Source organism: Streptomyces sp. NPDC046805, from assembly GCF_040645355.1.
Taxonomy (GTDB): Bacteria; Actinomycetota; Actinomycetes; order Streptomycetales; family Streptomycetaceae; genus Streptomyces.
In genome coordinates, this window is record NZ_JBEYYC010000013.1 from 104,895 (window position 1) to 122,328 (window position 17,434).

Sequence of the window (17,434 nt, forward strand, 5' to 3'; positions counted from 1 at the left end):
CCACGACCCTCACACCCTCCCCCACGTGTTCCGGTCCCGCGCCATCGCGTACAGGCCCTCCACGTCCGCCGGCTTCAGGGTGCCGCCCAGCCGCGCCAGCTCCGCGATCTCCGAGTCGCGGACCACGTGGACGTCACGCGGCATCGCGCTGCCGGAGACATGTGCGGGGCTCACCAGGGCGAGGACCGGGTGGACCTCGGCCGTCAGCGCGTACGAGGCGCGATCGGCGTCGGCGCGGACGCGGCGCAGGAGCGGCAGCGACTCGCGGCGGCCGACGGTGACCATCGGGTCGGCCAGCTGGACGCGGTGCTTGCGGGCGTACACGGCGTGGAGGGCGAAGAGGCCGCCGGGGCCGATCAGGAGGTGGTGGATGTGGTCGCCGCCGGGCAGCGGGATCGAGTGCAGGGCGTGCCAGCCCGCGCCGGCGAGCCGGTCGAGGACCTCCCCCACCGTCTGCTCGGCGAGCAGCGCCCGGCGCCGCGGGTCCGGGCGGAGCCGGTGGGTGGGGGCGGGGTCCCGGTCGAGGGCCACCAGCAGGGCCTCGCCGGGGCGGTTCGGGGCGAGGTCGTCGTCCGGGTGCAGGTTCAGCAGTGCCAGCTCGGCCGGCGTCGGGAACGGGGGCGGGCCGACCGTCACCGGGCCCGTCAGGAAGGGGACCAGCGCGTCCAGCACGTCCTCCTTGCGGTCCTCGCTGAGCAGGTTGACCCGGGCCGCCTCACGGTCGTACCAGGCGACGTTCTGCCCGTCCGTGAGGCAGACGTACAACCGTTCCTGGCCGTTCCGCCAGGTCGGCACCACGCGCAGTCCGCTCATGCGCCATCACCCCTTGACCATGGAACAGGCCGGGCGCTCCCAGGGCAAGCACACGTCCGTACGAGACCGTCACCTGCCCGCACGAGCACCGGCACATGTCCGTACGAGCACACCGCTGGCACCCCGCCCGCACCACACAAGCAGCCCTACCAACGGCACACAATCAAGCCTATTTGGGTAGGTTCCGGACATGACGAAGGCCGGACCCACCGGGGCAGCGACGGAGACCCGCCGTCCCGTCGCGCCCCTCCCCCGGCGCCGCGGCATCGAACTCGCACTCATCCTGCTGGCCGTGCTGCTGTCCGTGTACGGCTACTGCCACGTCGGCCTGGCCAGGACCGGCACCGTCCCACCCGGCGCCGCCGGCTACGGCGCCGGGCTCGGCGTCCTCGCCCTGCTCGCACACATCGCCGTCCGGATCCGGGCCCCGTGCGCCGAGCCGCTCCTGCTGCCCATCGGGGTGCTGCTCAACGGCCTCGGCCTGGTCCTGATCTACCGGCTGGACCTGGAGACGCCGGGCGACCGGGCGGCGCCCACCCAGCTCGTGTGGTCCACGCTCGGCGTGGGCCTCTTCATCGTGGTCGTCCTGCTGCTGCGCGACCACCGCGTGCTCCAGCGCTACGCCTACGTCAGCGTGGTCGCGGCCCTGGGCCTGCTCATGCTGCCGATCCTCTTCCCGGCCGTGAACGGCGCCCGCATCTGGGTCCGCGTCGCGGGATTCTCCATCCAGCCGGGCGAGTTCGCGAAGGTGCTGCTGGCGGTGTTCTTCGCCGCGTACCTGGCGGCCAACCGGGGCGCGCTCGCGTACGCCGGCCGCCGCGTCTGGTTCGTGCAGCTGCCCACCGGCCGTGTGCTCGGCCCGATCGTCGCCATCTGGCTGATCAGCGTCGGTGTCCTGGTCCTGGAGCGCGATCTCGGCACGTCGCTGCTGTTCTTCGGCCTGTTCGTCGTCCTGCTGTACGTCGCCACCGGCCGCACCGGCTGGATCGCGGTCGGCCTGCTGCTGGCCGTGCTCGGCGCGGTCGCCGTCGGCTGGCTGGAGCCGCATGTGCACAGCAGGGTCGAGGACTGGATGGACCCGTTCGCGACGATCAGGGCGGGGCAGGGCCCCAACCAGCTCGCCCAGTCGCTGTTCGCCTTCGCGGCGGGCGGGATCCTGGGCGCCGGGCTCGGTCTCGGGCACTCCATCCTGATCGGCTTCGCGGCCAAGTCGGACTTCATCCTGGCGACCGCGGGCGAGGAGTTGGGGCTGGCCGGGCTGTCGGCGATCTTCCTGCTGTACGGCCTTCTCGTGGAGCGCGGCTACCGGGCCGGGCTCGCCCTGCGCGACCCGTTCGGGCAGTTGCTCGCGGTCGGCCTCGCCTCGATCGTCGCGCTCCAGGTGTTCGTCATCGCGGGCGGGGTGACCGGGCTGATCCCGCTGACCGGCATGGCGATGCCGTTCCTGGCGCAGGGCGGCTCCTCGGTCGTCACCAACTGGGCGATCACCGCGTTGCTGATCCGCCTGAGCGACTCGGCCCGGCGCCAGGACGAACGGCAGGAGCGCTACGAACGCTACGAGCAGTACGGCGCGCGGGTGGCCCCGTGACCAAGTACATCCGGCGCGCCGCCGTGTTCTGCGCCCTGCTGCTCGTGGCGCTCCTGGTCAACGCCACCCGCGTCCAGGTCTTCGAGGCCGGCTCCTACGACCGCAACCCCGCCAACCGCCGTGCCACGATCGCCCGTTACGGCCAGCCGCGCGGCGACATCCTGGTCGGCGGCCGGCCGGTCACCGGCTCCCGGGACAGCGGCGAGCAGCTGCGGCACGAACGGACGTACCTGGACGGCCCGATGTACGCCCCGGTCACCGGCTTCGCCTCGCAGGTGTACGGCACGACGTTCCTGGAGCACGCGGAGGACGGCATCCTGTCCGGCACCGATCCGATGCTGTCGCCGTTCCCGCTGTGGAACGACGTCGCACGGGCGCGGAACCCCGCCGGTGACGTCGTCACGACGCTCGACCGGGCCGCGCAGGAGGCGGCGTACCGGGGGCTGGGGGGACGCAAGGGCGCGGTGGCGGCCGTGGAGCCGTCGACCGGGCGGATCCTGGCGCTGGTGTCCACGCCGTCGTACGACCCGGCGCAGCTGTCCGGCAACGGTGACGCGGTGACGTCGGCCTGGGGGCGGCTGAACGCCGATCCGGAGAAGCCGATGCTCAACCGGGCGGTGCGGCAGACGTATCCGCCGGGTTCGACGTTCAAGGTGGTGACCGCGGCGGCGGCGCTGGACGCGGGCGTGGTCGAGGACCTGGACGAGCGCACGTCCTCCCCCGACCCGTTCACGCTGCCCGGCACCAGGACGCGGCTGTCGAACGAGTCCGACGACTGCGAGGACGCCTCGGTGCGGCGGGCCTTCGAGTGGTCGTGCAACACGGTGTTCGCGAAGCTGGGCGTGGACGTGGGGGCCGAGCAGATGGTGTCCACGGCGCAGGCCTTCGGCTTCAACGAAACGGAGCTGCGCATCCCCTTCTCGGTGGCGCCGAGCACCTTCGACACCACCGTGGACAAGGCGCAGTTGGCGCTGTCGTCGATCGGTCAGTACAACACCCGGGCCACGCCGCTGCAGATGGCGATGGTGGCGGCGGCGGTGGCCAACGGCGGGCAGGTGCCGTCGCCGTATCTCGTCGAGCGGACCACGAGGAAGGGTGGTGAGACGGTCGCCGGCGCCGGTGCACATCCGCTGCGGCAGGCGATGCAGCCGGGGACGGCCGTGCGCATGAAGGAGCTGATGACGGACGTGGTGCGGGAGGGCACGGGCGCCAACGCCGCCATCCCGGGCGCGACGGTCGGCGGCAAGACCGGCACCGCCCAGCACGGCGTCGGCAACTCCGGTACGCCGTATGCCTGGTTCGTGTCCTGGGCGCAGGCCGACGACGACCTGGAGCCGAAGGTCGCCGTCGCGGTGGTGGTCGAGGACGCGTCGGCTGACCGGGGCGAGATCAGCGGGGGCGGGGACGCGGCGCCGATCGCGAAGGCGGTGATGAGGGCGGTGCTGGGTCTGTGAGACAGGGGGGCGTGCCGACGGGAAGTCCCTCCGGCTACCGCCGGCGGTTGTCGGCCGTGAGGTCGATGTCGACGGCGAACGGCACGGTGACCTTCAGCCGGTCGTGATGGACGCCGCCGGCGACGTACGACTCGGTGGCCGGGTCGAGTTCGTAGACGTACACGACGGGCAGTCCGTCGACGTCCTCCACCCGCCAGTAGTGCACGATGCCGGCCTTCGCGTACTTGCGGGGCTTGACCTCGCGGTCGCGCTCCACGGAGTCCTCGGAGACGACCTCGACCGCGAGGACGACGTCCTGCGGCCGGTACCAGGTCTGCCGGGGGCCGGTGTCGGCGTCGGTACGGACCACGAGGACGTCAGGCTCGGGCCGGTTCGTGTTGCTGAGCTTGAGGCCCATCTCCCGGACGGCGTCCAGGCCGTCCGGACTCTGGTCGAGCAGGGCCTCCTCCAGCAGGCGCCCGGTGCGTGCGTGGAAGCGGGTCTCCGGGCTCGCGAACACGAGGCTCGCGTCGATCAGCTCCGTGTGCGGCGGCAGGTTCGGGAGCCGGTCCAGGTCGTCCGCCAGCCAGCCGCCCTGGGGCGGACGAGGCCACTCGCGGTCCTCGTCCAGCCCGTTGTCGCGTGCGGCGCTCATACGTACTCCCCTGTGCCGGAGCCTGACTGGCACCGTCAGCGTACCTACCGGGGCATTACGCACATATCAACTCGCCCGTCGGCCGGGCGATCAGTCGGCGAGGCCCCGCCCGGCCTCGATCGCCTCCTCCACCTCGGCCACCCGCTCGCCCTCCTCCGCGGCGAAGCGCTCCGCGTCGAGCTGCTCGGCGATCTCCTCGTCCTGGGCCATCAGCAGGTCCAGGTTGGAGTCGCCCATCTCCAGGACGCCCATGTCGACGTAGGCCTGCTGCAGACGCTTGCCCCACAGGCCGATGTCCTTGACGCACGGCACGATGCGGGAGAAGAGCAACTTGCGGAACAGCTGGAGGAATTCGGACCGTTCGCTCAGCACGTTCGCCTCGGCCTTGGGGATGCCGAAGTTCTCGAGCACCTCCTCGCCGCGCAGCCGGTCGCGCATCAGGTAGCAGCCCTCGATGACGAACTCCTCGCGCTCTCGGAGTTCGGCGTCGGTGAGCTGCTTGTAGTAGTCCCGCAGCGCCATGCGCCCGAAGGCGACGTGCCGGGCCTCGTCCTGCATGACGTACGCCAGGATCTGCTTGGGCAGCGGCTTGTCGGTGGTGTCCCGGATCATGCCGAACGCGGCCAGGGCGAGGCCCTCGATGAGGACCTGCATGCCGAGGTACGGCATGTCCCAGCGGCTGTCGCGCAGCGTGTCGCCGAGCAGGGACTGGAGCTTGTCGTTGATCGGGTAGACCAGCTCGATCTTCTCGTGCAGGAAGCGGCCGTAGATCTCGGCGTGCCGGGCCTCGTCCATGGTCTGCGTCGCGGAGTAGAACTTGGCGTCGAGGTCGGGGACGGACTCGACGATCCGCGCCGCGCAGATCATCGCGCCCTGCTCGCCGTGCAGGAACTGGCTGAACTGCCAGGAGGCGAAGTGCTGGCGCATGACGCCCTTGTCACGGTCGGTCATCTTGTCCCAGTACGGCGTCCCGTAGAGGGTCATCGCCTCGTCCGGGGTGCCGAGCGGGTCGTGCGGGTCGACGTCGAGGTCCCAGTCGATCCGCTTCTGCCCGTCCCACTGCTTGTCCTTGCCCTTCTGGTACAGGGCGAGCAGCCGTTCGCGGCCGTCGTCGTACTCCCAGCTGAACCGGGCGGCGCCGCTCGCGGGTACCTGCCAGAGGGGATCTGACGGGTTGTTGACGTACACGTCATTGGTCGGCATATCTCGCAGGCTCACACGTAGACGCCGGGTCAACAAGTCCTGTGCAGGGGATTGACGGTCTTACTGACAAGCAGTCTTATAAGGGGCAACGACGACGTACCCCCGGTAACGAGGTGAGGGAGCCATGACGACCCTGACGGAAGCCGACGCGCTGGAGGGGCTGCGCGACGCGCTCGGCCGGCTCAAGGACCGCGAACAGGTGGCCGAGCGGCTCCTCGTCTCCTCCGCCAAGCACTCCTTCGACCCGGACCGGGAGCTGGACTGGGACGCGCCCTTCGAGGAGGGCAAGTGGTTCTGGCCGCCGGAACTGGTGTCGCTGTACGGCACCCCGCTGTGGCGGCGGATGAGCGAGGAGCAGCGGATCCTGCTGTCCCAGCACGAGTCCGCGGCGTTGGCCTCGCTGGGCATCTGGTTCGAGATCATCCTGATGCAGCTGCTGGCCCGGCACATCTACGACAAGGCGGCCACGAGCGCGCACGTGCGCTACGCGCTCACCGAGATCGAGGACGAGTGCCGCCACTCCAAGATGTTCGCCCGCCTCATCTCGCACGGCGGCACGCCCTGGTACCCGGTGAGCCGGGTCCACCAGAACCTGGGCCGCCTGTTCAAGACGATCTCGACGACCCCGGGCTCCTTCACGGCGACACTGCTCGGCGAGGAGGTCCTGGACTGGATGCAGCGGCTGACCTTCCCGGACGAGCGGGTCCAGCCCCTGATCCGCGGAGTGACCCGGATCCATGTGGTCGAGGAGGCCCGGCACGTCCGTTACGCCCGCGAGGAGTTGCGCCGCCAGATGATGACGGCCCCCCGGTGGTCCCAGGAGTTCACCCGGGTCACCTCCGGCGAGTTCGCCCGCGTGTTCTCGGTGGCCTTCGTGAACCCCGACGTCTACACGAACGTGGGACTCGACAGGCGGGAGGCGATGGCCCAGGTGAAGGCGAGCGCCCACCGCCGGGAGGTCATGCAGACGGGAGCGAAACGGCTGACGGACTTCCTGGACGAGATCGGCGTCCTGCGCGGGGTGGGACGGCGGATGTGGAGGTCCTCCGGGCTGCTGGCGTAGCGAAAGCCGGGCCGACCCCCCGGCGCCCACCCCCACGCCCCGGTTACGCTGCCGGTCATGACCCCGCAGGCTCCCACCCCCGCCTACCGCCGGCTCAGCGTCGAGGAACGGCGCGGGCAGCTGCTCGCTGCCGCGCTGTCGCTCTTCGCCCACCGGGCACCCGAGGACGTGTCGCTCGACGACGTGGCGGAGGCGGCCGGTGTCTCGCGGCCGCTCGTCTACCGGTACTTCCCGGGCGGCAAGCAGCAGCTGTACGAGGCGGCCCTCGGGTCCGCCGCCGAGCAGCTGCGGCAGTGCTTCGACGAGCCCCGCCAGGGTCCGCTGCTGCCCCGCCTGGCCCGTGCCCTGGACCGCTATCTCACCTTCGTCGTCGAGCACGACGCCGGCTTCAGCGCCCTGCTCCAGGGCGGCAGCGTCGTGGAGACCAGCCGTACTACCGCCATCGTCGACGGCGTACGGCGGGACGCCGCCCGGCACATCTACAGCCACCTCGGCGTCACGGAGCCGGGCCCGCGCCTGCGGATGACCGTACGGATATGGATCACGGCCGTCGAGGCCGCCTCCCTCATCTGGCTCGACGAGGACAAGCAGCCGCCCGCCGGCGAACTGCGCGACTGGCTGGTCGAGCAGTTCACGGCCGTGCTGGCGGTGACCGCGGGACGCGACCCGGAGACGGCCGCGGTCGTCGGCTCCCTGCCGGGGGATGACTGACACTGGTGCCGTGAAGAGTCAGGACACCCCCTTCGAGGGCGGCCCCATGGACGGGCGCGTGCTCCCGGTGCTGCTGGGAGTCACCGGCCACCCCCCGAAGACGTACCGCATCCCTGTCCCGGACGCGCGGGGCGGACCGCCCACCGTCCTCGTCTACCGCCGGGTGCCCCGCGCGCACAGCCGCAGGCTCGGGCTCGTCCAGGGGTGGAAGTACGAGTTCGTGCCCGAGGGGCAGGCCGGCGGCCGCCGCCTCAGGTGGCCCTGGTCCGGGCCCGGCGCCGATCCACACGCCACGCCGTCCGGCAACGCGGATGACGCGGACGGGTGACGCGGTTGCGCCGAACCGCGTAGGTCCGGCACACGGACCACGCGTACGCGTCTACATCTCACGGTGCGGAGAAGAACGGATACAACCGACCGTCCCTCGCCGCGCTCCCGGCCGCTCTGCCCTGCCCGTTCCGCCCGCGCCGGGAGCAGCACCCCATCGCACCGGAGGTGATGACGTGTCAGGAAGGCTTCTGCGTCTGTTCTGTACGGCCACGGTGACGGCCCACGTGGCCCTCGCTCCCGTGCCGGCCGCGGCCGCGCCCGATCCCCACTGGTCCGTGTCACAGCTGCTGACGAATCTTCAGCGGCTGTACCGGGAGGCCGAGCAGGCCACCGAGACCTACAACGCCACCGAGGAGAAGCTGAAGTCGCAGCGCGCCGAGGTCCGGCGGCTGGACCGCGAGCTGACCCGCGCCCGCAGCTCCCTGCACGACAGCCGACTCGCGGCCGGGCGGCTGGCCCGGCAGCAGTACCAGGGCAGCTCGAACATCTCCGCGTACGTGCGGCTGCTGCTCGCCCACGATCCGCAGCACGCGCTCGAAGAGGGCCATGTGATCGGGCAGTTGGCCCGGGAACGGGCGAAGACCGTGCAACGGCTCACCGGCAACGAGCGGCGCGCCGACGCCCTGGCGCTGGCCGCGCGCTCGGCGCTGGACCGGCAGGCCTCGCTCGCCGGGCGTCAGCGCAAGGAGCGCGACAACGTACGCGCGCGGCTCGCCGACGTCGAGAAGATGCTCACCTCGCTCAACGCCGACCAGCTCAGCCAGCTCGCCACGTTCGAGCGCGAAGGGATCGCCGACGCACAGCGGAAGTTCATGGCGTCCGGGGCGCTCAGCAGCGCGCGGCCCCCGACGCATGCGGGCGACCGGGCGGTGCGCTACGCCGTGGACCAGCTCGGGAAGCCGTACCAGTGGGGGGCCGTGGGCCCGCGGTCGTACGACTGCTCGGGGCTGACCTCGCAGGCCTGGGACCACGCCGGGACGCGGATCCCGCGGACGAGTCAGGAGCAGTGGGCCACGCTGAAGCACGTGCCGCTCAGCGAACTGCGGCCCGGTGACCTGGTCGTGTACTTCCCCGAAGCCACGCACGTCGCCCTCTATCTCGGCGGCGGCCTGGTCGTGCAGGCACCGCGGCCCGGTGCCCGTATCAAGGTGTCGCCGATCGCGGCCAACCCGGTGCTCGGTGCCGTACGCCCCGATCCGGGCGGGGAGCCCCTGCGGCGGTACAAGCCGCCGAAGCTCCCCTCCGGTGCCCTGTCAGGACGCGACGAGGGCTACGCGCCCGCGGCCGCGCCCGCCACCTCGGCCACGTAGGCCTCGGCCTTGGCCGGCTCGTAGAAGTAGTTCTCGAAGTCGGCCGGGTCGTTGAAGCCGTTGGCGAAGCGGTCGGCGATCGGCTGCATCTGGCCCGCGGCGCCGATGAGGTTCAGGATGTGCTCCGGCGGCGGGGCGAGCATCGCGTTCGTCCACTTGGTGGTGTGCTGCATGAAGTCCCAGTAGCGGTCGAACGTGCCCTGCATCCAGGCCTCGTCGAACGGCTTGTCACCGTGCGCGAGGATCGAGTCGAGGTACGTCGCCGCGCACTTGGACGCCGAGTTGGAGCCCTGGCCGGTGATCGGGTCGTTGGCGATGACCACGTCGGCCACGCCCAGGACCGTGCCGCCGCCGGGCAGCCGGCCGATGGGGTTGCGGACGGTCGGCGCGTAGCGGCCCGCGAGGGTGCCGTGGGCGTCGGTGAGCTCGACCTTGGTGGCGCGGTCGTACTCCCAGGGCGTGAACTTCTTCATGAGCTCCAGCGTCAGGGCGAGGTGCTCGGAGGGGTCCTTGACGCCCTTGAAGACGTCGAGCGGACCGCCGGGGACGCCCTCCCAGAACAGGATGTCCGCTCGGCCGGAGTTGGTGTACGTCGGCATGATGAAGAGCTCGCCGACGCCCGGGACCAGGTTGCAGCGGACCGCGTCGAACTCCGGGTGCTCCGGGCGCGGGCCCAGGCCGTGGACGTAGGACACCGCGAGGGCGCGCTGCGGCTCGTTGTACGGGGAGCGCGAGGCGTCCCGGCCGAACATCTGGACCAGTTCGCCCTTGCCCGCCGACACCATCACGAGGTCGTAGGCACGCGAGAAGTAGTCGAGGTCGGAGACCGCCACGCCGTGGATGACCACCTGGCCGCCGCGCTGGGCGAAGGTCTCCATCCAGCCGGCCATCTTCACGCGCTGGTCGACCGACTGCGCGTAGCCGTCGAGCTTGCCGACCCAGTCGATGATGCGCTGCGACGGGCCCGGGTCGAAGGAACCGGGCGCCGCGACCGAGACGCCCAGGCCCTCGATCTTGGGGGCCTGGGTCTCCCAGAAGTTCAGCTGGAGGTCGCGCTCGTGCTGCAGCGCGGTGTGGAACATGCACTGCGTCGACATCACACGGCCGGCCCGGATCTCGTCCGCGGTCCGGTTCGACATCAGGGTGACCTCGTATCCATGTGACTGGAGTCCGAGGGCGAGCTGGAGACCGGACTGACCGGCTCCGACGACGAGTATCTTCCGCATGCGGGTGGTGCTCCTAAAGGTGTTTCACTCGGGGGTTTCGGCGAGCGCGTGGCCGACAAGGGCCAGGAGGGTCTCGATCGCCGAGATCCGACGCCGCGCATCCATGAGGATGACGGGTACGTGCGCGGGGATCGTCAGCGCTTCGCGGACGTCCTCCGGCTCGTACACATCGCTTCCGTCGAAGTGGTTGACGGCGACGACGTACGGTAGCCCGCAGCTCTCGAAGTAGTCGAGTGCCGGGAAGCAGTCCTTCAGGCGGCGGGTGTCGGCCAGGACGACGGCGCCGATCGCGCCACGTACCAGATCGTCCCACATGAACCAGAACCGCTGCTGTCCAGGCGTGCCGAACAGGTAGAGCACCAGGTCGTCGTCGAGCGTGATGCGCCCGAAGTCCATGGCGACGGTGGTGGTCTGCTTGTCCGGCGTATCGGTGAGGTCGTCGGTCTCCTCGCTCGCCTCGGTCATCTGCGCCTCGGTCTGCAGAGGCGTGATTTCCGAAACGGCAGTGACCAGCGTGGTCTTACCCACACCGAAGCCGCCCGCGACCACGATTTTCGTGGAGATGGGGGCACGGGTGCGGTCGGTCTGCCAGGACTGCAGACCCTCGTCGGTATCGACGTATCGGGAGACGCCGGCGGCGTCAGAGACGGCGGAGTCCACTCAGCACCCTTTCCAGCAGAGCGCGGTCCGGGCGACCCGCGCCGTGACCGGTTCCGGTTCCGTACACACGGATCTTTCCTTGGTCCGCGAGGTCGCTCAGGAGCACGCGGACCACACCGAGCGGCATCTGCAGCAGCGCGGCGATCTCGGCCACCGTACGCATACGGCGGCAGAGTTCGACGATGGCCCGCATCTCCGGCATGACCCGGGTGGAATGCGTACCGTTCGTCAGTTCTTTGCGCTCCTCGGCGGCCTCGAGGGCCGGGGTGCTCGCCACCATGGTTTCGACGAGCAGGACGTGACCGAACTTGGTTCGGCCGCCGGTGAGCGAATAGGGGCGGACGCGGGCGGCCTTGCGACCGCCTCCGCGTACCGGGAGGTCGTGCGGAGTACTGCTGTTCATCGGGCGCTCCCCGTCGCGTTGGACTCCAGGGATTTTCGTAGCTCAGAGCGGAGTTCGGGTGTCAGGACATGGCCGGCGCGGCCCACGAAGAGCGCCATGTGGTACGCCACCACGCTCATGTCGCAGTCGGCGGACCCGTGGACGCCGAGCAGCGAACCGTCGCTGATCGACATCACGAAGAGGCTGCCCTCGTCCATCGCGACCATCGTGTGCTTGACCCCGCCGAACTTCATCAGCCGGGCGGCACCGATGGTGAGGCTGCCGATGCCGGAGACGATGGTGGCGAGGTCGGCGGCGGAGCCGCGCGGGCCGTGGGGCCTCTCACCGTGCGCGGCCTGGGCCTCACGGGTTCGGCCCGGATCGGAGGAGAGAAGCATCAGGCCGTCGGAGGAGACCACGGCGATCGACTGGATGCCGGGCACCTCCTCGACCAGGTTGGTCAGCAGCCAGTGCAGGTTGCGGGCTTCACTGCTCAGCCCGTAAGTGCTGGGCGCGGTCAACTGCTTGCCTCCTCGACTGTGCCCCCCGAGGCTCCGGCGTCATGCGGTGCTGCGTGGGGCAACGGGTTCCGGGCCGTCTCTGCGGCGATCTCCGCCTGGACGTCGCGCTGACCGGCGGCCGCTCCGCGATGGAAGCCGCCGAGCCTGCGACGCAGGGCTTCGGCATCGACGGATCCGGTCCGCTGGCGCGGGGCCTGGGCGGGTGCGGTGATCTTGGGGGTTCGCTTCGGGAGGCCCTTGTCGGTCTGCGCGTCCTCGCCGGCCGCCGCGGGCGCCTCGGACGCCTGGGGCGTCACGGGTGCCTGGGGGGCCGGTGGGGCCACGCGCGCGTCTGGGGTCCGCTCGTGGGCGTCGGGACCGATGGCGTACGGGTCGGTGCCGGACTCCGGGAAGCGCAGCTCCATCGTGCTCTCGGCGGGCGTCTCCGGTGCGGCATGCGGCGTGGCCGGTGCGGCATGCCGCGCGGCGGGTACGGCCGGCTCGTAGGCCGGCTCGTAAGCTGGTGCGGCAGGCTGCGGGTCCCGCAGCGCGGAGTCGCCCGCCGCCTTGACGGCCTTCTCCGCGAGCGCGACCAGCAGGTCCTCGTTCCCGGCACGGCCGCTCAGGGCATTGGAGTTGGCCTCGGCGTCCGCGCCCGTCAGGGCGTAGGCGCCCCCCTCGCTCGTGGAACCGACCGCCGTCGGGGGCTGGGCGAGCAGGGACTGCGGCAGCACGACGACCGCGGCCACACCGCCCTGCTTCTGCTCGCGCAACTGGACGCGGGCACCGTGGCGGTGGGCGAGGCGGGCCACGACGTACAGACCGAGGCCGAGACCGTCGCCGCCCTCCTGGTCGTAGGTGGCCTCCGGGTCGAAGTGAGTGAGGCGATGGTTGAGGCGCCCCATCCGCTCCTGGGTCATGCCGATGCCCTCGTCCTGCACCGAGAGCATGATCTCGCCGCTCTCCAGCAGCCAGCCGGAGACCTCGACGGCCACGTCCGGCGGAGAGAACGCGGCGGCGTTCTCCATGAGTTCGGCCATCAGGTGGGAGAGGTCGTCCGCCACGAAGCCCGCCACATGGGCGTGCGGGGGCAGCGCGGAGATACGGACGCGCTCGTAGCGCTCGACCTCGCTGACCGCCGCACGGACGACGTCGATGAGCGGGACCGGACGCGGGTGCTGCTGGAGCTGCTCGGTGCCGGTGAGGACCAGGAGGTTCTCGCTGTGCCGGCGCATGACCGTCGCGAAGTGGTCGAGCTTGTAGAGGGTGGCGAGCCGCTCGGGGTCGTGCTCGCGCTCCTCCAGGCTCTCGATGACGGCCAGTTGGCGCTCCACCAGACCCAGGTTGCGCAGCGCGAGGCTGACGAACGTACCGCCGATGCTGGTGCGCATCGTCTCCAGCTGGGCCCTCGCGTCGGCGAGTTCGGCGCGCAGCTCCTCGCGGGCGTCGGCCATCTGCTGACGCTGGGCGACCATGTGCTTGCGGTCGCTCTCCAGGGTGGCGATGCGCTCGTGCAGCGGAGCGACGCGCTCGTGCAGCTCGACCGCGTACGCGTGCAGGGCGTTGACGGAGCGGACGACCTGGGCGAACTCGTCGTTGCGGCCGGTGAACCGGACCGGTTCCTCCGACAGCGGGTCCGCGGACTCGGCCAGCCGGGCCGTGCCGCGGCGCAGCACCGACAGCGGCTGGGTGAGGGTGCGGGCCATGGCGGTGCTGATGCCGACGGCGACCAGCATCAGGACGCCGAGGACGGCGATGCGTATCTCCAGCGCGGTGACGTCGTCGTCGCGCAGCCCGGCGAGCTCCTTGGTGCGGTGGTCGTAGAGGGAGATCTCCACGCCGCGCATCAGGTCGATGCGGCCCGACAGGATCGGGTCCAGCTTCCGGGCACTGACGGCGGCACCGGCCGCGGACAGCGTCGGCTGGGCGGTCAGCGCGGTGAGGTACTTCTCCGCGGAGTTGACGTCGGCACCGGTGACCGTGGAGTCGTACGACGCCACGGCGGACTTGGGCGCGGTGTCCCGGAAGTCGGCGAGCGCGGTGTCGGCGCGCAGACGGGCCTGCTGCGCGGCGGCGGTGAGCGCGTCGCGCTCCTTTGGGCCCGTCGTGGCGGGGGCGCCGGGCAGACCGGCGGCCGCCTGGCCTGTCACCGGCGTACGGAGGGCCGCGAGGAGCAGCCCGCGTGCGGCGGCCGACTGCTGGACGGCGGAGTCCAGATCGGCGAGCGCGTACGCGCCGGCGCCGGACCGCGGGGACATCTTCGCGGCCAGCTCCACGGCCAGCCCGTGCAGTCCGGTGATGATGCCGGAGTAGGCCTGGTGCGTTTGCAGGGCCGAGCTCTTGCCGGAGAGCGCGTCCCGGCGTACGGCCGCGATCCGGTCGAGGGCCTTGCGCAGCGAGGCGGGTGCGTCCGTGTTTGCGCGCAGGTCGTCGACCTGGCGGTCGACGCGGGCGCCGCGCGCCGGCGACGGCGTCATGCCCTGGGGGCGCCCGGAGGCGACGTAGGAGGTGACCTCGTCTCGTTCGTCGGCCAGCGAGTGGGCCAGCGCGAGGGCGTCCTGTGTCCGCCCCGCGAGGGTCACCAGCTCCTGGGAGTCGTTCACCTGCCCTGAGGCGGCCACCACGGACGGGGCGCCCGCCCCGGCTATGGCTGCGGCCACCACGGCCACGGCGACGATCAGTCGGTTGCGTACGTGCGTCGGACGGCCGGTCCCGACGGGGGTGCGCTCTGCGCCCCCTTCGGAGGCCGTATGCCTGCCTGTGCGCCGAGGCCGCTTTTTCTGCACCGGTGCTCGCATTCCTGAACTCGTGTACCCATGGACCCGGGTGGCACCCCGTCATATCGGTGCCGGGTGGCTCGTACACCCAGTACGGCCGGTCCCCGACCCTCCCAGTGCCGGTGGTCAGCGGTCGCGCATCACCTCACCGCCACCCGAAGGAGTGAACCTCGGAGGGGAGTTGGCGGGCAAGTTCCCCGTTCGGGGCCCCCTACACGTTCCGGCGAGCCGGTTGGACTCGGGCGGCAGGCTTTGGCAGTATTCGCCGCCACGCCTTCCCGGAGTGTGTTATTCCGCCCCAAAGCAGACCTCCGGTCCGCATGAGCGCGTCAATTCGGCGGCGGTTGGCCTCCTTTGACGGAAGTTGTGAAGGGCTCGTGCAGACTGGCGTGATGCGTACGGAAGCCATTTCGGAACCCGGCGACACCTTCCGCCCCAACGAGGACTTCGCCGGTATAGGACTACCGGCCTCCGGACAGGGCGGCTGCGTGGTCGCCCTGGACGGGGTCACCCCACCCGAGAGCGGCACAGGGTGCGTGCACTCCGTGCCGTGGTTCACGGCGAGACTCGGCGGCGCACTGACCGAACTGACCGTTTCCAGCCGAGATCTGACGCTGCCGGAGATCCTTTTTCAGGCCATCGCTCGCACAGCGGAGGCACACGCCGAAACCTGTGACCTTTCTCACCCGCGCACGCCTCAGGCGACGGTGGTACTGACCCGCTGGTCGACCGCCACCCTCGACTACCTGGTCCTGTCCGACTCCGCTCTCCTCCTGGAATCCCCCGACGGCACGGTCACCCCCGTGCTGGACGACCGGCTCTCCCGGCTGCCGCGCGCCTGCCTGGCCAGCGACGCCATCGCCGACGCCACGGTCCGCAACAAGGAGGGCGGCTTCTTCACGGCCGCCGCGGACCCCTCGGTCGCCGCCCGGGCGGTCACGGGCAGCCTCCCCCGCTCCGAGGTCCGCGCCCTGGCCGCGCTCACCGACGGGGCGACCCGGTGGGTCGAGAAGTTCCACGAGGGGAACTGGACGGACTGCTTCGCCCTCGTGCGCAAGGAGGGGGCACGGGCGCTGATCGACCGCGTACGCGCCCTGGAGGCGGCGGACCGGGAGGAGCGCGCGTTCCTGCGCCGCAGCAAGACGCACGACGACGCGACCGTGGTCTACGCCGAGCTCTGAGGCCGACCGTTGAGGGCGGGTTCCGCACAACGCCTCACGCCCGGCGGCTACTTCTCCATGCCGCCGTTCAACTGGTGCAGCAGCCGCGCCAGTTCCGCCACCTCTCCCCGGTCCCAGTGCGCAAGCTTGCTGACATAGCGGGCACGGCGGGCCTCGCGGACCATTCCGACCCGGTGGCGGCCCTCGTCCGTCAGGGTCACCAGCCACGCGCGTCCGTCCGCGGGGTCCGGTTCGCGGACGATCAGCCCGAGTTCCTCCAGGGCGCGCAACTGGCGGGACATGGTGGCCTTGCCGACGCCGATGTAGCAGGCGAGTTCGGTGGCGCGCTGGCCGCCGTGCTCGTCGAGGCGGACGAGAAGACCGTAGGCGGCGGGCTCCAGGTCGGGATGGACCTCGCGGGCCATCTCCCCCTGGCTGGCCCGCGCGCGGCGCAGCAGCACCGTCAACTCGCGCTCCAGCGCCAGGAACTCCTGGTCTGCACCACTCGGCGCCGCCGGTCCGGCGACGTGCCGGCCGCCGCCGCTTCCTTCCTCGTGCACGTCAGCACCTCTGATCGGTTTCGCGGTCCTGAAAGTTTCTGCCAAACGACGCCATTGCCGCAGCTCCGTAAGTATTTCGCAGGAGTAGACCAACGGCGGACTCCGGACCCTCTTCCCAGCCCCGGTCTACGTGCGTAGCTTCGTACGAGGCAATGAAAATGGCATGTTCACGCCAGTGCGTCGTCCGCGGTCCCCCACCAACCCCTCGGAGGCACGTCATGCCCGTGCACAGATCCGGTTCCCTCCGCCCGCGCGCCCTCACCGCCCTCGTGGCAGCCCTGTTCGCGGCGCTGTCCCTCACCCTTCCCCTCGCCACCGCCCAGGCCGCGACCACTCCGGCCCGCGGCTCCGCCTACATGGGCATGGGCGTTGCGGCCCACGACGGTGTGCACGGCACGCCCAGCACGGGTGACGTCACCCAGACCGAGGGCGTCGACGTCGCCAGCTACCAGGGCAACGTCGCCTGGCAGACCCTGTGGAACAGCGGGGTCAGGTGGGCGTACACCAAGGCGACGGAGGGGACGTACTACACGAACCCGTACTTCGCCCAGCAGTACAACGGCTCCTACGACGTCGGCATGATCCGCGGCGCGTACCACTTCGCGACCCCGGACACCACGAGCGGCGCCACCCAGGCCAACTACTTCGTGGACCACGGCGGCGGCTGGTCCGCCGACGGCAAGACCCTCCCCGGCGCCCTCGACATCGAGTGGAACCCCTACGGCGCCACCTGCTACGGCAAGACGCAGAGCGGGATGGTCAGCTGGATCGCCGACTTCCTCAACCAGTACCACGCCCGCACCGGCCGCTGGGCCGTCATCTACACGGCCACCAGCTGGTGGACCCAGTGCACGGGCAACTACGGCGGCTTCGCGGTCAACAACCCGCTGTGGATCGCGCGGTACGCGACCGACCCGGGCACGCTGCCGGCGGGCTGGGCCTACCAGACCATGTGGCAGTACACCTCGACCGGCCCGACGGTCGGTGACCACGACAAGTTCAACGGGGCCCTGGACCGGGTGCAGGCACTCGCCCTCGGCTGACACGGCGAAGGCCCGGGCCC

The 17,434-nt window shown here is 71.0% G+C and carries 17 protein-coding genes; 8 read left to right on the plus strand and 9 right to left on the minus strand.

Annotation, left to right across the window (positions count from 1 at the left end; all coding sequences use genetic code 11):
• Nucleotides 1-9: 9 nt before the first annotated feature.
• Entirely contained in the window at nt 10-813 is an 804-nt protein-coding gene (locus tag ABZ910_RS16325) for a nuclease-related domain-containing protein (protein WP_361364604.1), read from the minus strand.
• Nucleotides 814-1,003: 190 nt separating this feature from the next.
• Here ABZ910_RS16325 and ABZ910_RS16330 point away from each other — a divergent pair, with 190 nt between their 5' ends.
• Complete coding sequence (locus tag ABZ910_RS16330) at nt 1,004-2,401, plus strand: FtsW/RodA/SpoVE family cell cycle protein (protein WP_361364607.1); 1,398 nt, start codon at nt 1,004-1,006, stop codon at nt 2,399-2,401.
• Nucleotides 2,398-3,855, plus strand: coding sequence for a penicillin-binding transpeptidase domain-containing protein (locus ABZ910_RS16335; protein ID WP_361364609.1), 1,458 nt, complete (start codon nt 2,398-2,400; stop codon nt 3,853-3,855). Before ABZ910_RS16330 ends, ABZ910_RS16335 begins: the two co-directional genes overlap by 4 nt.
• A 34-nt stretch (nt 3,856-3,889) precedes the next feature.
• Here ABZ910_RS16335 and ABZ910_RS16340 read toward each other — a convergent pair whose 3' ends face one another.
• Both ABZ910_RS16340 and ABZ910_RS16345 read right to left on the minus strand, forming a co-directional pair.
• The gene (locus ABZ910_RS16340) at nt 3,890-4,489 is read right to left on the minus strand and encodes a Uma2 family endonuclease (RefSeq protein ID WP_361364612.1); all 600 of its coding nucleotides are present in this window, start codon (nt 4,487-4,489) and stop codon (nt 3,890-3,892) included.
• A 90-nt stretch (nt 4,490-4,579) separates the two neighbouring features.
• Complete coding sequence (locus ABZ910_RS16345; RefSeq protein WP_361364615.1) at nt 4,580-5,692, minus strand: ferritin-like domain-containing protein; 1,113 nt, start codon at nt 5,690-5,692, stop codon at nt 4,580-4,582.
• A 124-nt stretch (nt 5,693-5,816) separates the two neighbouring features.
• Here ABZ910_RS16345 and ABZ910_RS16350 point away from each other — a divergent pair, with 124 nt between their 5' ends.
• The 4 genes from ABZ910_RS16350 to ABZ910_RS16365 all read left to right on the plus strand — a co-directional run bounded on the left by ABZ910_RS16350 (nt 5,817) and on the right by ABZ910_RS16365 (nt 9,106).
• Nucleotides 5,817-6,755, plus strand: coding sequence for a diiron oxygenase (locus ABZ910_RS16350; protein ID WP_361364617.1), 939 nt, complete (start codon nt 5,817-5,819; stop codon nt 6,753-6,755).
• Between the two features lie 57 nt (nt 6,756-6,812).
• Nucleotides 6,813-7,466 carry a TetR/AcrR family transcriptional regulator gene (locus ABZ910_RS16355; protein ID WP_361364620.1) on the plus strand — a complete coding sequence of 218 codons (654 nt, stop codon included), beginning with the start codon at nt 6,813-6,815 and terminating at the stop codon, nt 7,464-7,466.
• On the plus strand, nt 7,459-7,794 hold the full coding sequence (locus ABZ910_RS16360) for a hypothetical protein (protein WP_361364623.1): 336 nt from the start codon (nt 7,459-7,461) through the stop codon (nt 7,792-7,794). The genes ABZ910_RS16355 and ABZ910_RS16360 overlap by 8 nt, the downstream gene beginning before the upstream one ends.
• A 175-nt stretch (nt 7,795-7,969) precedes the next feature.
• Nucleotides 7,970-9,106, plus strand: a complete 1,137-nt coding sequence (locus ABZ910_RS16365; RefSeq protein ID WP_361364626.1) for a C40 family peptidase — start codon at nt 7,970-7,972, stop codon at nt 9,104-9,106.
• Here ABZ910_RS16365 and ABZ910_RS16370 read toward each other — a convergent pair.
• The 5 genes from ABZ910_RS16370 to ABZ910_RS16390 are packed head-to-tail and all read right to left on the minus strand — an operon-like array spanning nt 9,067 to nt 14,672.
• Nucleotides 9,067-10,332, minus strand: coding sequence for a styrene monooxygenase/indole monooxygenase family protein (locus ABZ910_RS16370; protein WP_361364629.1), 1,266 nt, complete (start codon nt 10,330-10,332; stop codon nt 9,067-9,069). The two genes, ABZ910_RS16365 and ABZ910_RS16370, sit on opposite strands and share 40 nt — an antisense overlap.
• Nucleotides 10,333-10,356: 24 nt before the next feature.
• Entirely contained in the window at nt 10,357-10,992 is a 636-nt protein-coding gene (locus ABZ910_RS16375) for an ATP/GTP-binding protein (protein WP_361364632.1), read from the minus strand.
• On the minus strand, nt 10,973-11,395 hold the full coding sequence (locus ABZ910_RS16380) for a DUF742 domain-containing protein (protein WP_361364635.1): 423 nt from the start codon (nt 11,393-11,395) through the stop codon (nt 10,973-10,975). Before ABZ910_RS16380 ends, ABZ910_RS16375 begins: the two co-directional genes overlap by 20 nt.
• Nucleotides 11,392-11,895, minus strand: coding sequence for a roadblock/LC7 domain-containing protein (locus ABZ910_RS16385; RefSeq protein ID WP_361364638.1), 504 nt, complete (start codon nt 11,893-11,895; stop codon nt 11,392-11,394). Before ABZ910_RS16385 ends, ABZ910_RS16380 begins: the two co-directional genes overlap by 4 nt.
• A complete protein-coding gene (locus tag ABZ910_RS16390) occupies nt 11,892-14,672 on the minus strand; it encodes a nitrate- and nitrite sensing domain-containing protein (RefSeq protein ID WP_361364640.1) in 2,781 nt (926 codons plus the stop codon). The genes ABZ910_RS16385 and ABZ910_RS16390 overlap by 4 nt, the downstream gene beginning before the upstream one ends.
• Before the next feature lie 371 nt (nt 14,673-15,043).
• Here ABZ910_RS16390 and ABZ910_RS16395 point away from each other — a divergent pair, with 371 nt between their 5' ends.
• Nucleotides 15,044-15,832, plus strand: a complete 789-nt coding sequence (locus ABZ910_RS16395) for a protein phosphatase 2C domain-containing protein (protein WP_361364642.1) — start codon at nt 15,044-15,046, stop codon at nt 15,830-15,832.
• A gap of 47 nt (nt 15,833-15,879) precedes the next feature.
• Here ABZ910_RS16395 and ABZ910_RS16400 read toward each other — a convergent pair whose 3' ends face one another.
• Complete coding sequence (locus ABZ910_RS16400) at nt 15,880-16,371, minus strand: MarR family transcriptional regulator (RefSeq protein ID WP_361364645.1); 492 nt, start codon at nt 16,369-16,371, stop codon at nt 15,880-15,882.
• A gap of 218 nt (nt 16,372-16,589) precedes the next feature.
• Here ABZ910_RS16400 and ABZ910_RS16405 point away from each other — a divergent pair, with 218 nt between their 5' ends.
• Nucleotides 16,590-17,414 carry a lysozyme gene (locus ABZ910_RS16405; protein WP_361364647.1) on the plus strand — a complete coding sequence of 275 codons (825 nt, stop codon included), beginning with the start codon at nt 16,590-16,592 and terminating at the stop codon, nt 17,412-17,414.
• Nucleotides 17,415-17,434 lie beyond the last annotated feature (20 nt).

Coding starts and splice junctions, on each gene's coding strand:
- ABZ910_RS16370 (WP_361364629.1), bottom strand. CDS start 10,332: ATGCGGAAGATACTCGTCGTCGGAGCCGGTCAGTCCGGTCTCCAGCTC.
- ABZ910_RS16345 (WP_361364615.1), bottom strand. CDS start 5,692: ATGCCGACCAATGACGTGTACGTCAACAACCCGTCAGATCCCCTCTGG.
- ABZ910_RS16355 (WP_361364620.1), top strand. CDS start 6,813: ATGACCCCGCAGGCTCCCACCCCCGCCTACCGCCGGCTCAGCGTCGAG.
- ABZ910_RS16390 (WP_361364640.1), bottom strand. CDS start 14,672: ATGCGAGCACCGGTGCAGAAAAAGCGGCCTCGGCGCACAGGCAGGCAT.
- ABZ910_RS16330 (WP_361364607.1), top strand. CDS start 1,004: ATGACGAAGGCCGGACCCACCGGGGCAGCGACGGAGACCCGCCGTCCC.
- ABZ910_RS16405 (WP_361364647.1), top strand. CDS start 16,590: ATGCCCGTGCACAGATCCGGTTCCCTCCGCCCGCGCGCCCTCACCGCC.
- ABZ910_RS16360 (WP_361364623.1), top strand. CDS start 7,459: ATGACTGACACTGGTGCCGTGAAGAGTCAGGACACCCCCTTCGAGGGC.
- ABZ910_RS16350 (WP_361364617.1), top strand. CDS start 5,817: ATGACGACCCTGACGGAAGCCGACGCGCTGGAGGGGCTGCGCGACGCG.
- ABZ910_RS16395 (WP_361364642.1), top strand. CDS start 15,044: ATGCGTACGGAAGCCATTTCGGAACCCGGCGACACCTTCCGCCCCAAC.
- ABZ910_RS16325 (WP_361364604.1), bottom strand. CDS start 813: ATGAGCGGACTGCGCGTGGTGCCGACCTGGCGGAACGGCCAGGAACGG.
- ABZ910_RS16340 (WP_361364612.1), bottom strand. CDS start 4,489: ATGAGCGCCGCACGCGACAACGGGCTGGACGAGGACCGCGAGTGGCCT.
- ABZ910_RS16380 (WP_361364635.1), bottom strand. CDS start 11,395: ATGAACAGCAGTACTCCGCACGACCTCCCGGTACGCGGAGGCGGTCGC.